At 62.9% G+C, this 14,240-nt stretch carries 15 protein-coding genes; 7 read left to right on the top strand and 8 right to left on the bottom strand.

The annotated features are described in order from the left end of the window. Position 1: 1 nt before the first annotated feature. On the bottom strand, positions 2-664 hold the full coding sequence (locus JQ558_RS07000) for an amino acid ABC transporter permease (RefSeq protein WP_212293205.1): 663 nt from the start codon (positions 662-664) through the stop codon (positions 2-4). Positions 665-688: 24 nt separating this feature from the next. Beyond that, entirely contained in the window at positions 689-1,456 is a 768-nt protein-coding gene (locus JQ558_RS06995) for a transporter substrate-binding domain-containing protein (protein WP_249128379.1), read from the bottom strand. Between the two features lie 459 nt (positions 1,457-1,915). Between JQ558_RS06995 and JQ558_RS37140 the strand changes: the two genes are divergently transcribed. The 5 genes from JQ558_RS37140 (at position 1,916) to JQ558_RS06970 (ending at position 7,060) form a co-directional block, all read left to right on the top strand. Beyond that, positions 1,916-2,260, top strand: a complete 345-nt coding sequence (locus JQ558_RS37140) for a cysteine rich repeat-containing protein (RefSeq protein WP_249119139.1) — start codon at positions 1,916-1,918, stop codon at positions 2,258-2,260. 79 nt (positions 2,261-2,339) lie between these two features. Then, positions 2,340-2,555, top strand: coding sequence for a hypothetical protein (locus tag JQ558_RS06985; RefSeq protein WP_212209714.1), 216 nt, complete (start codon positions 2,340-2,342; stop codon positions 2,553-2,555). A 161-nt stretch (positions 2,556-2,716) separates the two neighbouring features. Beyond that, on the top strand, positions 2,717-4,057 hold the full coding sequence (locus tag JQ558_RS06980; RefSeq protein WP_249142371.1) for a TAXI family TRAP transporter solute-binding subunit: 1,341 nt from the start codon (positions 2,717-2,719) through the stop codon (positions 4,055-4,057). A gap of 259 nt (positions 4,058-4,316) precedes the next feature. Further along, positions 4,317-5,456 (top strand): FAD-dependent monooxygenase, encoded by a 1,140-nt coding sequence (locus JQ558_RS06975; RefSeq protein ID WP_212293204.1) that lies wholly within the window; start codon positions 4,317-4,319, stop codon positions 5,454-5,456. After that, a complete protein-coding gene (locus JQ558_RS06970) occupies positions 5,453-7,060 on the top strand; it encodes a benzoate-CoA ligase family protein (protein WP_212293203.1) in 1,608 nt (535 codons plus the stop codon). The genes JQ558_RS06975 and JQ558_RS06970 overlap by 4 nt, the downstream gene beginning before the upstream one ends. A 159-nt stretch (positions 7,061-7,219) precedes the next feature. Here the strand turns inward: JQ558_RS06970 and JQ558_RS06965 are convergent, their stop codons facing one another. Next, positions 7,220-7,729 (bottom strand): MarR family winged helix-turn-helix transcriptional regulator, encoded by a 510-nt coding sequence (locus JQ558_RS06965; RefSeq protein WP_212209718.1) that lies wholly within the window; start codon positions 7,727-7,729, stop codon positions 7,220-7,222. Then, positions 7,719-8,351, bottom strand: a complete 633-nt coding sequence (maiA, locus tag JQ558_RS06960) for a maleylacetoacetate isomerase (RefSeq protein WP_212209719.1) — start codon at positions 8,349-8,351, stop codon at positions 7,719-7,721. Before maiA ends, JQ558_RS06965 begins: the two co-directional genes overlap by 11 nt. Positions 8,352-8,460: 109 nt before the next feature. On the opposite strand from maiA, the gene gtdA reads away from it, so the two are divergent. Further along, complete coding sequence (gtdA, locus tag JQ558_RS06955) at positions 8,461-9,501, top strand: gentisate 1,2-dioxygenase (RefSeq protein ID WP_212209720.1); 1,041 nt, start codon at positions 8,461-8,463, stop codon at positions 9,499-9,501. A gap of 178 nt (positions 9,502-9,679) precedes the next feature. Here the strand turns inward: gtdA and JQ558_RS06950 are convergent, their stop codons facing one another. The 4 genes from JQ558_RS06950 to JQ558_RS06935 all read right to left on the bottom strand — a co-directional run bounded on the left by JQ558_RS06950 (position 9,680) and on the right by JQ558_RS06935 (position 13,826). Further along, on the bottom strand, positions 9,680-10,501 hold the full coding sequence (locus tag JQ558_RS06950) for an ABC transporter permease (protein WP_212209721.1): 822 nt from the start codon (positions 10,499-10,501) through the stop codon (positions 9,680-9,682). Continuing rightward, positions 10,494-11,267, bottom strand: coding sequence for an ABC transporter ATP-binding protein (locus tag JQ558_RS06945; RefSeq protein ID WP_212293202.1), 774 nt, complete (start codon positions 11,265-11,267; stop codon positions 10,494-10,496). The genes JQ558_RS06950 and JQ558_RS06945 overlap by 8 nt, the downstream gene beginning before the upstream one ends. 167 nt (positions 11,268-11,434) lie before the next feature. After that, positions 11,435-12,439, bottom strand: coding sequence for an ABC transporter substrate-binding protein (locus JQ558_RS06940; RefSeq protein ID WP_212293201.1), 1,005 nt, complete (start codon positions 12,437-12,439; stop codon positions 11,435-11,437). Positions 12,440-12,461: 22 nt separating this feature from the next. Beyond that, positions 12,462-13,826, bottom strand: coding sequence for an FAD-dependent oxidoreductase (locus JQ558_RS06935; RefSeq protein ID WP_212293200.1), 1,365 nt, complete (start codon positions 13,824-13,826; stop codon positions 12,462-12,464). A gap of 141 nt (positions 13,827-13,967) precedes the next feature. Between JQ558_RS06935 and JQ558_RS06930 the strand changes: the two genes are divergently transcribed. Beyond that, on the top strand, positions 13,968-14,240 hold the full coding sequence (locus tag JQ558_RS06930; RefSeq protein WP_249142370.1) for a hypothetical protein: 273 nt from the start codon (positions 13,968-13,970) through the stop codon (positions 14,238-14,240).

Below are 14,240 nucleotides of genomic sequence, written 5' to 3'. Positions count from 1 at the left end.
CTCACTTCGCCTTGAACAGGATGCGGCCGAGGCCGCGCAGCAGCGAACGCGTCAGCATGGCGAGCGAGAGATAGGCCAAGGCCACCAGCAGATAGACCTCGAAGTTGCGGAAATTGCGCGATGCGATGAGGTTGGCGGCGTAGGTCAGGTCCTGCGCCGAGATCTGCGACACCACCGCCGAGCCCAGCATGACGATGATGATCTGCGACGACAGCGCCGGATAGATCTTCTCGAACGCCTGCTTGAGGACGATGTGGCGCAGCACTTCCCATTTGGTCATGGCAAGGCTGATACCGGCCTCGATATGGCCTTTCGGCACCGCCTCGATGCCGGCGCGGATGATCTCGGTCGAATAGGCGCCGAGGTTGACGGTCATGGCGAGGAATGCCGCGGTCGATTCACTGAGCTTCAGCCCGGCGGCCGGCAGGCCGAAGAAGATAAAGAACAACTGCACGATGAACGGCGTGTTGCGGATCACCTCGACATAGGCCGCAACCAGGCTGCCCAGCCATTTCGGCCCGAAGGTGCGCGCCGATGCGCCGGCGGTGCCGACGGCGATACCGGCGACGGTCGAGACGACCGTGAGTACGACGGTGAACAGCAACCCCCACAGCAGCACATCCCAGTGGGGCAGCAATTCACTGAATTGAAGCTTGTAGTTCATGACGGGCCGGCCCCCGCGACCAGGTCAAAAGCCCGGCGGCAAGGGCGCCTTCAGCCACTTCTCGGACAGTTTGGCGATGTCGCCGGACGTCTTGGCCTGCGCGATGATCTCGTTGAGCTTGGCCAGCAGCTTCGGCTCTTCCTTGTTGAGCCCGATGAAGCACGGGCTGTCCTTGATCACGAATTTGAGCGCGGGCGCCCGGGCCGGGACCTTCTCGGCAATGGCGGCGGCGACCGTATTGCCGGTCGCAATCAGGTCGACCTGTCCGGATACGAAGGCGGCAATGGTGGCGTTGTTATCCTCGAAACGCTTGATGGTGGTGTCAGCCGGCGCGAGCTTGGTCAGCTCCTGCTCCTCGATGGCACCGCGGGTGGCGCCGATCGTCTTGCCCTTGAGCTCGTCGGCCGATGCCACCTTGATTTCCTTGGTACCGAACACGCCGGAGAAGAACGGCGCGTAGGCGACGGAAAAGTCGATCACCTTCTCGCGCTCGGCATTCTTGCCGAGGCTGGAAATGACGATGTCGGCCTTCTTGGTCTGCAGATAGGGAATCCGGTTGGCGCTGGTGACGGCGATGATCTCGACCTTCACCCCGAGCGCCTTGCCGATCAGGTTGGCCATGTCGATGTCGTAGCCCTGCGGCTTGAGATCGAGCCCGGCGGAGCCGAACGGCGCAAAATCCTGCGGCACTGCAACCTTGATGACCTTGGCCGCCATGATCGAGTCCAGCGCGTCGGCATGTGCCGGCGTGGTCAGCGCGGCGGTGACGAGCGCGAAAGCCGCGGCAAGCATCGATTTCTTGATCAGCATCCTATTGTCCCCTGTGCATCGCAACACCGGCGGGTCAGTTTGGCCGATGTCTTCGGATCCCCTTCGCAGTGCGGGACCCTGCCCGATGCTCAATCATCAGGCAATGCCTCGAACTGCTCCTAATTTTATCATCGACTGCCCTGGAATTAGGCTGCAATGGGTGACACATTCACGTCCAAATGATACACGTCCTGCCATTCGATGCAGGGTTGTGGCGCGCTAATCGCCACGAAACGCGAGGATCAATTGAACCAACCTCACGGATCGCGCGACATAACAAATCGTCATCGCGATCTGACACGCGGTGTGCCAATTGACCTTTGCCCTGCCGATACGATCAACGTTCCGATGATCAATTTTTCGACGTGCAGAAATATTTTCTTGGAAGCCGGCTCGACATGATCGGCACGGAATGAAAGCCATCCGGCTCTGATCTCCGCCATGGGTTCTCCTGATTTCGCAACAAAAAGGGAGCTTCAATACAGCGAGATCGAGAAGCAAGCAGGCGGCCTGGCTGACGCTTTGAGAACAACAATCATCAACCAACGCGAGGAGGAAAAACAGATGCTACGTGCCATCCTGACTGCATCCACCTTGTTGATTGCGTCGCAAGCGTTCGCGCAGGAGCTGACTGCCGCGCAACGCGACGCCTGCATGGGCGACTTCGAAAAATACTGCAAGAGCGTCACCCCGGGCGGCGGGCGGATCATCGCCTGCCTCTCCAAGGAAAGCGACAAGCTCACACCTGCTTGCAAGAAAGTATTGCAGGCGGCGGAGAAGAAATAGACGCGCGGCCTGAGACGCATCCGCAGCACCTTCCAGAAGAAACCTGAACACCAACCAAGATAAATCCAGGGAGAACAACATGCGTGCTTTTCTGCTCCTTGCCGCCGCCTTGCTCGCCATCGGCACTGCCATGACCTTCGAGTCGACCGATGCCAACGCGGCTGTCTGCGCAGACGGCGTCGTTCGCGCCGGCTGTGCGGGACCTCGAGGCGCGGTCGTCGTCAAAAAGCCAAAGCCGGCGGTCGTGTGCCGCACCGTGATCGTGAACGGCGTGAAGGTTCGCCGCTGCACCTGATCGAAGCTGATCCGGCTCAGAATTGAAGACATCTGGACTTGCCGGCCGCGGCTACCGTCATTGGCGTCGCCACGGCCGGCACTTGCCATTCCCTGTTTTGCCGGATCGCGCATGATGTGCCAGCATTGGACGCTTCGAAGTTCAATGGCTGTGAATCCGGAATGAGGAATTATTCAATCGCATTGCCATTCTGGGCCCGGGCGTTCCTGCTGGCGGGCCTTGCCGGCGTTGTCCTCGGCGCCGGCCTCATCGCCTATCGCTTCTACGACAGGCCGACGGTGCTGAGCGTCGCGGTGGGGTCGTTCGACGGTGAAGCTGCCAAGGTCGCGTCCGTCATCGCCGCCCGGCTGGAAGCCACCAAATCCGCGGTCCGTTTGAAGATCGTTCCGACCGACAACGTGCTCGATTCCGCAAAAATCTTTGCCGAGGGAAAGACCGACCTTGCCATCGTGCGCGCCGATCTCGGCGATCTCTCGCTGGCGCGGAGCGTGGCGCTGATCACCAAATCGGTCCTGATGATCCTGGCCCTGCCGGGATCGCAGGTGACCAGCATCGAGAAGATGAAGGGCCACACCGTCGGCGTCGTCGGTGGCGAGATCAATCAGAAGATCGTCGAGGCCCTGAAAGCGGAATACGACCTCGGCGACAAGGTGATCTTCAAGAACATGGCGCCGGCGGATACGCCGGGCGCGATACAGTCGAAAGCGGCGAGCGCGTTCGTGCTGGTCGTCCCACTCAGCGAAAAGTATATCTCCCTGGTGAGGCGCTTCTTCCGGGGCGGGCATAACTCCTTCCCCGCATTGATCCCGGTGGAATCGGCCGGCGCCATCGCCGATGTCGAAGGCGCCTATGAAAGCTTCGATATTCCGCAAGGCACGCTGCGCGGCAATCCGCCGGTGCCGGACGCCGATTCGACCACGCTCCGCGTCGCGACTTATCTGGTGGCCAACAAGAAGATCGACCCGGACACGATCACGACGCTGACACAGGCGCTGGTCACCGCCCGCAACGATCTCGTGCGCGACCAGCCGCTGCTGGCCGGGCTGACGGCACCCGATACCGACCCCGGCGCCTACATCCCGGTCCATCCGGGGGCGGCTGCCTACTACAACGGGACCCAGCAGAGCTTCATGGATAAATACGGCAACTGGATTTACCTGACGCCGATGGTGCTGGGCGCGCTGGCCTCGATCTTCGCAACCGCGTGGCGGTTTCTTGGCGGCCGGCAGGAACCGGCCGAGACGACGTTGCGCAGCCTGTTCGCCCTGCCGCGGCGGATCAGGGAAGTGAAGGGCGAGGCCGAACTGAGCGAGATCGAAAACCAGGTCGACCAGGCGCTGGATGCCGAGATGGCGAGCGCGATCAGAAGCGAGAACGCGCAGGATATTTCGACGCTGGTTTCAATGGCGCATCGGCTGGAAGATTCGATCTATCGCCGCCGGCAAATGCTGGCGGAGGAGCCTGCTGGCACTATTGAATCGAATCGGCACACGTCATTCTGAGGTGCGAGCAAAGCGAGCCTCGAAGGATGGGTTACGGGCGCTTCTCATCCTTCGAGGCGCACAAGAGCGCGCACCTCAGGATGACGCGATACGGAGCGAGTGGTGGTATTAAATCTCGGCTCATCACGTTCCAGTCCCGGGTTGCACCCAGACAAGCATCCGCCTGGCCCGTTTTGGCAATTTTTTTGGTAGCGTCATTCCCCGGTCCGGTTTAGGGTGCCTCAAATAGTAAGTATACTGTCAATCAGGGAGGGAACCTGTGCGCATCGCCGTCATCGGCGGAGGCCCCGGCGGTCTCTACTTCGCCTATCTCTGGAAGCGGCGTCATCCGGACGCAGAGATCGACCTGTTCGAGCAGAATCCCGAAGGCGCAACCTGGGGTTTTGGTGTCGTGTTCTCCGAACAGGCGCTGGAATTTTTGCGTGCCGACGACCCCGAGACGGTCGATGCGATCACGCCGCGGATGGAAAGCTGGAAGAACATCACGCTCAATTTGCCGGGTGAGAGCGTCGAGATCGACGGCGTCGGCTTCTCCTCGATCGGGCGGCTCGAATTGCTGACTATCCTGCAGCAGCGCGTGCGCGCCGCCGGCATCACGCCGCGATACGACACCATCATCCAGTCGCTGGACGAACTCAGGGGTTATGACCTGATCGTCGCCGCCGACGGGCTGAACTCACTGGTGCGCCGCAACTTTGAGAAGGAATTCGACGCCTCGGTCTCGCATTCGACCAACAAATTTGCCTGGTATGGCACCAGCAAACGTTTTGCCACGCTGTCGCAGACCTTCGTGAAGACCGATCTCGGGTCTTTCAACGCGCATCACTACCGTTATGCGCCCGCCATGAGCACCTTCCTGGTCGAATGCGACGCGGCGACCTGGCAGGCCTATGGTTTCGAGCACAAGACCATCGAACAATCGCAGGCTATCTGCGAACAGGTCTTTGCCGACGCGCTCGACGGCCATTCGCTGGTGTCGAACAAATCGGTATGGCGCAATTTTCCCTGGATCTGGAACGAGAACTGGTCGCACGGCAACATGGTGCTGATCGGCGATGCCCTGCATTCGGCGCATTTCTCGATCGGCTCGGGAACAAGGCTGGCGATCGAGGACGCCATCGCGCTGACCAAGGCGCTGGAGGCGGAAGCGGACATTCCGGCGGGCCTTGCCCGCTACCAGAGCGAACGCAAGCCGATCGTGAAGAAACTGGTGACGGCGGCGCGCACCAGCGCCGACTGGTACGAACATTTCCCCGAACACATGAAGCTCGATCTGATGGATTTTGCCTACAGCTACATCACCCGCTCCGGACGGATCGACGATGCGCGCCTGCGCGCGATGTCGCCGGCCTTCATGGCGCGCTATGAAGCAGCAAAGAACAGCCGGAGCCGGTCATGATGATCGACGATCAGGTACCTCTGGAAAATCCCGGCGCGCGCGAAATCGGTTTCGCGATCCCGGAGCGCTACAACGCCAGCCGCATCCTGTTCGACAACCTCGTGCACGGCCGCGGTGAACGCCTGGCGCTGACCGGACCCGCCGGCACACGCAGCTATGCCGAGCTGTGCCGCGAGGCCTCGCAATGGGGTCACGGCTTCCAGTCGCTGGGGCTGAAGCGCGGCAACCGCATCCTGTTGTTCCTCGACGATACGCCGGCTTACCCGGCCGCCTTCTTCGGCGCGGTCCGCTCCGGCTTCGTGCCGCTGTTGATCAACACCCTGACGCCGCCGGACCTGCTGCAGTTTTATCTCTCGGACGCCGGCGCCGCTGTCGCGGTGACCGATGCCGAGTTCACTTCCCGATTCGACGTGGTCGCCTGCAAGGACACGCCACTGCACACGTTGATCGTGGTCAACGGCACCGCCGGCGAGCACGCCGTGCCGAAGACGCTTGCCGCCGATACCTGGCTGAAGGCCTTCCCAACCGAACTCGCGGAGGCCGACACGCACCGCAACGAGATGGCGTTCTGGATGTACTCGTCCGGCTCGACCGGGCGGCCCAAAGGCATCGTACATCTGCAGCACGACATGGCCTACAGCGAAGCCGCGTTCGCACGTAGCGTGCTCAAGCTCGCCCCCGACGATATCTGCTTCTCGGTGCCGAAGATTTTCTTCGCCTACGGCTTCGGCAATTCCATCACCTTCCCGTTCTCGGTCGGCGCCGCCACGCTATTATTGCCCGGCCAGCCGAAGCCCGCCGCTATCTTCGAGGCGATCGGGCGCTACCGTCCGAGCGTGTTTTTCGGATTGCCGACGCTTTATACGTCATTGACCAAGGCCGATGGCGCGGCGGCAGCCGACTTCTCGTCGCTACGGATGGCGCTGTCCGCCGCCGAGGTGCTGTCGGGTGAAGTGTTCAACGGCTGGAAGACGCTGACCGGGCTCGAGATCATCGAGGGCCTGGGTTCGACCGAGGCACTGCACATCTACCTTTCCAACCGGCCCGATCACAAGAAGCTCGGCGCGGCGGGGCTGCGTGTCCCCGGTTATGAAATCGCGCTCCGGGACAAGGAAGGACGCGACGTCGGCGACAACGAGGAAGGGATCATGTGGGTGCGCGGCGATTCCAATACGCCGCTGTACTGGAACCGGCCGGACAAATCAGCGGAGACGATCCGCGAGGGCGGCTGGATCTACACCGGCGACCGTTTTGTCCGCGATGCCGACGGCTTCCATTTCTTCCGCGGCCGCGCCGACGACCTGATCAAGATTTCCGGCCAGTGGGTCTATCCGCTCGAAGTCGAGCTCTGCCTTGCCGAGCACCCCGACGTCCGTGAATGCGCCGTCTTCGCTGCCGAGCTGCCGGACCGGCGCATGACGCTGAAGGCGGTGGTGGTGATGAACCAGGGCGGCTTCGACGCGGGCGATGCCACCAAGCGGCTGCAGGATTTCGTCAAGGCAAAGCTGTTGCCTTACAAATACCCGCGCGAGGTACGATTCATCGATGAACTGCCGAAGACCGGAACAGGCAAGATCGACCGGCAGGCGCTGTTGAGGATGTAGGACATACTCCGTGTCGTCCCGGCCTTGAGCCGGGACCCATACGCCGCGGCCCGCGTTGCTGGAAAGAAAAGATAACGACCAGCGTGCAAGATAATTCCTGCCGGTGGTTAAGGGTCCCGGCTCAAGGCCGGGACGACAATAACTAGTTGTCCGGCCGCCTCAACCCGATTTACCCAGATGCTCGAGCGCGTCCTCGGCGCGCAGCGGCACGCGCGAGGCCTCGTTGTTGAGATCGACGAGTTGCGTCATCAGCGTCAGCAACACCTTGCGGTCGGCGGCCTTCAGCGGCTGCAGCATCCGCGCCTGCGCCCGCTCGACCGATGGCATGATCTCGCGCAGCGTGGCGGCACCCGCTTTGGTCAGATAGAGCAATTTTACCCTCTTGTCCTCGCGGCCGGCTCTGCGCTCGATAAAGGCCTTTGCCTCCAGCCGCTCGATCACATTGCCGAGCGTCGAGCGGTCGAACGCGATCACCGCCGACAGCCGCGTCGCGTCGATGCCGGGATGGGTGTGGATCGAAACCAGCGCGGCATATTGCACCGGCGTCAGGTCGAAGGCCTTGCATTCCTCGACAAAGATCGCGACCGCGATCTGCTGCATGCGCCGAAACAAATAGCCCGGCGCCGCATAGACGGCGTCCATGGTGATGGGCGTGGGCTTACTCGGCATCGGGCTGCTTGTCCGGTGCGGCGTCGGCGAACGCCTTGATTTCCTTCGCCGCGGCTTCAGCCTTGAGCAGGCGCGGGAAGACCGAGACATCCACCCCGAAGCGCCGCGCGTTGCCGAGTTGCGGCACCAGGCAGAGATCGGCGATCGTCGGCGTTGCACCGAAACAGAATGGCCCCTTTTCGCCGGTGGCCAGTGCTTCGCAAGCCGTCAGTCCCTCGCGGTTGACCCAGGCCGCCCACTCCGTCACCTTTTCCTCGGGTAAACCGAGTTGCCGAAGCCGGTTCAACACTTTCAGGTTCTGCACCGGGTGGGTGTCACAGGCCAGCGCCATGGCGAAGGCGCGAACTTTTGCGCGACCCAGCGCATCGCCGGGCAGCAGCGCCGGTTCGGGATAGGTTTCATCCAGCCATTCAATGATCGCCAACGATTGCGTGAGTACGGCGCCGGCGTCGTCCTCCAGTGCGGGCACGAGCCCCTGCGGGTTGATGGCGAGATAGGCCGGCGCGCATTGTTCGCCCTTGCGAAGGTGATGCGGCAAATGTTCGGGTCGCAGCCCCTTCAGATTCAAGGCGATCCTGACCCGGTAGGCCGCGGCACTGCGGAAATAGCCGTGCAGCTTCATCGGAACCTCCCCGTAAATCTATCGTTGCGGTCTACGCCGTCATTGACGCTACCCATATTGTAAGTATGCTGTCAATAAATGGACGGACAAGAATAACGGGAGGCTATCTATGGAAGCCGTGCAGAAGACCCCGGAACGCGAGGCGTTCTACAAGAAGATCGACGGCGAGAACCTCTCCGCACTCTGGAACGTGATGGGCGATCTGATCACACCGGAGCCGCGCAGCGCCTGCCGGCCGCATCTGTGGAAGTTCGACCAGATCCGCGACTACATGACCGAGGCCGGCAAGCTGATCACCGCCAAGGAAGCCGAGCGGCGGGTGCTGGTGCTGGAAAATCCGGGCCTGCGCGGCCAGTCGAAGATCACGACCTCGCTGTTTGCCGGCGTGCAGATGGTGGTCCCCGGCGACGTCGCCCCGGCGCACCGCCACAGCCAGTCGGCGTTGCGTTTCGTGCTCGAGGGCAAGGGGGCGGCAACCGCGGTCGACGGCGAGAAGACGCTGATGGAGCCCGGCGATTTCGTCATCACGCCATCGATGACCTGGCATGATCATTCCAACGAAACCTCCGAGCCGATGTTCTGGCTCGACGGGCTCGACATTCCGATGGTGCAGTTCTTCGATGCGTCCTTTGCCGAAGGCTCGAACGAGGACCAGCAGAAGATCACGCGGCCTTCCGGCGACAGCTTTGCCCGCTACGGACGCAACCTCCTCCCCGTCGACGAGAAGCGAAAGTCGAAGACATCACCGATCTTCAACTATCCCTACAGCTACACCCGCGAGGCGCTGGAGCAGGCCAAGATCCGCAATGAGTGGGACGCCTGCCACGGGCTGAAGCTGAAATTCTCCAACCCCGAAACCGGCGAATTCGCGATGCCGACCATCGGTACTTTCATCCAGATGCTGCCGAAGGGTTTTAAGACAGCGCGCTATCGCTCCACCGACGCGACCGTGTTCGCCGCGATCGAGGGCAAGGGCCGCACGCGGGTCGGCGATCAGACGTTTGAGTGGGGCGCCCGCGATCTGTTCGTGGTGCCGAGCTGGCAATGGGTCACCCACGAAGCCGATGTCGATTCGGTGCTGTTCAGCTTCTCCGACCGTCCGGTGCAGCAGAAGCTCGATCTGTTCCGCGAAGACCGCGGGAATGCGTGAGGCAACCACCGCTGTCGTCCCGGCCTTGAGCCGGGACCCATAACCACCGACGCTCATTTTGCGAACAGCGTTAGCTACCTCGGGCCATCGATAGATCACGCGGTATGGGTCCCGGCTCAAGGCCGGGACGACGGTGTTGTTTGTCGCGCCAATTTTGGCTCGCTCACGCCGACGCACATCACCGCCAGTGCAGCAGCCTTGCCTCCAGCAAATTAATCCCCTTCCCCACCACCAGCCCGAACACCGACAGGATCACAACGCCGGCCAGCAGCTGATCGGTCTGCATCAGATTGCCGGCCTGCAGCACGAAGGCGCCGATGCCGTATTGGGCGCCGATCATTTCCGCACTCACCACCAGCAGCAGCGCGACCGACGCCGTGATGCGAAAACCCGCGAGGATCGAGGGCAGCGCGCCCGGCCAGATCACGCGGCGCACGATCAGGTGGAACGGCACGTTAAAACTCTGCGCCATCCGGATCAGATTGCGCGGCACCGCGTCGACGCCGCTATAGACCGAGATCGCGGTGGAGAAGAACACGCCGAGCGCGATGGTCGCGATCTTCGGCTCCTCGCCGATCCCGAGCCACAGGATCAGCAGCGGCAGCAGCGCGATCTTCGGAATCGGAAACAGCGCCGAGATGAAGGTGATGCCGACACCGCGCGCCAGCGTCGACAGCCCGATCCCGAAACCGACGATGACGCCGGCAGCCGTGCCGAGGATCCAGCCCGATCCGATCCGCATCACCGACCAGGACAGATGCTGCCAGAGCGCGCCCGATAGCGCGAGCTTGTAGATCGCAACCGCGATCGCCGAGGGGGGTGGCAGGAACAGAGCATTGACCCAGCCGGCGCTGCCGGCGAGCTGCCAGAACGCAATCACCAGGATAAGCGCGATCCAGCCGGAATAGCGGCCGGCGCTTGGCGTAAAGCCGGCGCCGCGAAACGCCACCGGCCGCGGCGTGATCTCGTCCTGCGTTCCCTGCGGCGCGCGGTCAAGCATGCTGGACCTCACGCTCGGCGTCGATCGCCTCCTCACGGATCAGCGACCACAGATCATTTTGTATCGCGAGCAGTTTTCCGCGGGCATTGATATCGCCGCGCTCGTCGCGCGTCATCGGGATGGTCACGACCTCGCGGACGCGGCCGGGACGGCGCGACAGCACCACGATGCGGTCGGCAAGGCGAACGGCTTCTTCGAGATTATGCGTCACGTAGACCGCGCCCATCGAACCGTCGGCGAGCAGGCGGATAAAATCCTCCATCAGCAGTTCGCGGGTCTGCGAATCCAGCGCCGAGAGCGGCTCGTCCATCAGCAGGATCGCCGGACGCACTGCGAGCGCGCGCGCAATGCCGACACGCTGGCGCATGCCGCCGGACAATTGCTTCGGGTAGGCGCCGCGAAAATCGGTGAGCCCCGTGCGGCGCAGCGCGTTGTCGATCACGGCACGGCGCTCGCTTATCCCGAGCGCCGTGTGCACCAGCGGAAACTCCACATTTTCTTCCACCGTGCACCACGGCAGCAGCGCAAAATCCTGGAACACGAAGGTCAGCGGGTTGAGGCTGCCCGCCGGCGGCGCGCCGCGCAGTTCGGCCTGGCCTCCGCTCGGCCGCAGCAGCCCGCCGAGGATCGACAGCAGCGTGCTCTTGCCGCAGCCGGAGGGCCCGACGATCGCCACCACTTCGCCGGCACGCACGGTGAACGAGACGTTGTCGAGCACGTCCAGCGTACCGAAGCGGTGGCTGATATGGCCGGCGATCAGGTCCATTGGGTTCTCAGTTCGAATCCTTGCACCGCTGCGCTCCCTCTCCCGCTTGCGGGGAAGGGCTGGGGTGGGGGTCTCTCCACACGACAGGCTCTTCCGAGTGGATAGACCCCCACCCGCCGCGCTTCGCGCGTCGACCTCCCCCGCGAGCGGGAGAGGTAAACCTCAAATCAATCCGCCTTCACATATTCCTTGGCGATGATCGCATCCACGCCAAAGCCCTTGTCGACGAAACCCTGTTCCTGCAGCCAGCTGATCTGGTTGGCGACGTTCTTGACGTCGAGTTTGCCGTCGGGATCGATATAGGCGCAATTGCCGACCACCTGCTCGACCGGCAGATTGGTGTATTTGGCGATGATTTCCAGCAGCGGCTTTGTCTTGTCGTTGATCCCGGCCTTGCCGTCCTTCACGGAGGCCAGGATCACGTCATGATATTCGCGGTCGGCGCGGACCAGTGCGCCCAGCAATTTCGTCACCAGCGCGTTGTTGGTCAGTGCTTTTGGCGAAGCGAACACCGCGCCGAGCTGCCACGGCGTCTCGTCGCCGACCCAGCCGAGCAATTTGGCGCCGTCGGAATCCATCAGCGTGCGCGCGGTCGACACCGGCAGCAACGCCGCATCGACGGTCTCGCCCTTCAGCGCCGCAGCAGCGTTCGACAGCGACTGCAGCGGCAGCACCTTGATGTCCACGAGCTTGAAGCCGTATTTGTCGGCGAGCAGCCCCAGCGAATAGTGGAAGCTGGAGCCGACTTGCGTCACAGCGATGCGCTTTCCGGCGAGATCCTTCGGCGTCTTCAGCCCGGCGGCATAGGCGTTGTTGCTGGCGAAATAACCGATCAGGGGATAGCCGGCCTTCTCGCGGCTCATGCCGCCGATCACCTTCAGCGTGCCCTTGCCGGCGAGATTATAGAGCCCCGCGGTGAACGCGGTGACGCCGAAATCGACATCGCCCGACGTCGTCGCCACCGCGATCGGCTGCGCCGCGTCGAAGAATTTCAATTCGATGTCGAGGCCGGCCTCGCGAAAGTAGCCCTTGTCCTGCGCGATGAACACCGGCGCCGACGAGGACAGCCTGAGCACGCCGATCCTGGCCTTCAGCGCATCATCGGCCCGTGCGATCCCGCTTGCCGCGATCGCCAGCAAGGCAGCCACAGCGAGCCGAGCAAATCCCGTCATACCGTTTCCTCCGCAACTTCTCTTACAGCCCTTCGGGCACGCTCTGGCCGCGGCCGATAAAGGCGCCCTGTTGTTGCAATGCTTGTTGCAACTTTTCAACGGCAATGTCGCGTGGAATCGTGTTGCCGGACAGTGCCAAATCCGCAGCGATCCCAACCGCCTCGCCCATCGCAAAGCAGGCGCCGGAAACCCGCGCCGCCGACTGGCCGTCATGGGTCATCGAGGCGCAGCGCCCGGCCATCAAGAGGTTGTCGATACCCTCGGGCACCAGCATCCGATACGGCAGCTCGTTGAAGCCGCGTGATTCCGGGATCGGCGGGAACTTGAAGACCACGTCGCCCGCGACATGGGATTCCATCGGCCAGCCATTGACACCGATGGAATCCTCGAACGAGGCGCAGCCGAGCACGTCCTCGCCGGAGAGCATGTAGCCGCCAACGACGCGGCGGGTCTCGCGGATGCCGAGCTGCGGCGGAAGATCGACGATGTAGGATTGTTCGAAGCCCGGCACGGTGCGCAGGAACTCGAATGCCTGCACCGCCTGGCGGCGGCCCTCGATCTCGCCGCGGGTCATATCGTCAGGCTCGAGGCCGTTCACCGCCGTGCCGTCTTCGCGCGCGAGCTGGGTAAAATTCACCCGCCATTCGATCCCGTGACGCTGTGGCCGGACGATCGCGGCCTTGCGCGGAAACTTGTGCGTGCCTGCGGCCTCGGCCTTTTCCATCAGCGCCGGAATGGTCCGCCAGGCGTCGCCAGCCTTCTCGGAGTCGATGCCGTTGAGGCGGAACATCATCGACGGGTACATCGTGCTGCCGGCGTTATCGCCGACCTCGAACGGCGCGCCGGCCCAGGCGGCCAGATCGCCATCGCCGGAGCAATCGATGAAGATTCCGGCGCGCACCGCCTGCCGACCCGCCTTGGTCTCGACCATCAGCGCGTCGATGTGCCTCTCGTCATGCATCACCACGCCGGCGCCGAGCGCATGAAAGAGAATGTCGACCCTGTGCGCGGCGAGGAGATCGTCGGCCGCGATCTTGTAGGCCGCGGTGTCATAGGCCTGTGCGAAGATCTTGCCCAGGATCAGATGCGGCGCGTTCAGCCCGCCGAGCCGGTCGATCCGATCCAGCAGTTCGGTGGCAATCCCCTGCACCACCCGGTGCATCTCGCCATGGACATTGGCATGCAGCCCGCAGAAATTCGTGACGCCCGCGGCGGTGCCCATGCCGCCGAGGAAGCCATAGCGTTCGATCAGCAGGGTGCGACGGCCCGCGCGCGCAGCAGCAACGGCGGCGGCTATGCCTGCAGGCCCGCCGCCCAGCACGGCGACATCGTATTCGCCATAGAGCGGAATTTGGCGCGCAGGCTCGGTGATGGTTTTGGAGGGCAATTTTGGGGTTCCCGGCTGAAGTGCCGGCATCATGCCCTTCACAGGCGATTTTGGCTACGTGTCAAACGGTTGAAATAGAGACGGAAGACATTGCTCCCGCTACGCGGAATTGAGAAAGTGGGGACGAAAGGACTGACCGGTTTGAAAATCCTCGCTGCCCTCGTACCCGCCCTGTTGCTCGGCGCTTCCCCCGCGCTGGCGGAAGTGGAGCAGTGCCGGTTCATCCAGGCCAAACCCGAGCGCGAGGCCTGTTACACGCGTCAGGAGGCTGCGCTGGCCGCCAAGCGCAAGCCCGCGCCCGCCATTGCCGACACGCGCAGCACCGACGCACGCATGATCGAATCGCTGCAGCAGATGCGGCGCGACGATGCCGAGGTCTACCGGAGTGTGAGCGGCATCTGCCGGGGCTGCTGA

Source organism: Bradyrhizobium sp. AUGA SZCCT0160 (assembly GCF_018130105.1).
In the GTDB taxonomy this organism is placed as follows: Bacteria; Pseudomonadota; Alphaproteobacteria; order Rhizobiales; family Xanthobacteraceae; genus Bradyrhizobium.
This window is presented reverse-complemented; position numbering and strand designations above follow the sequence as displayed.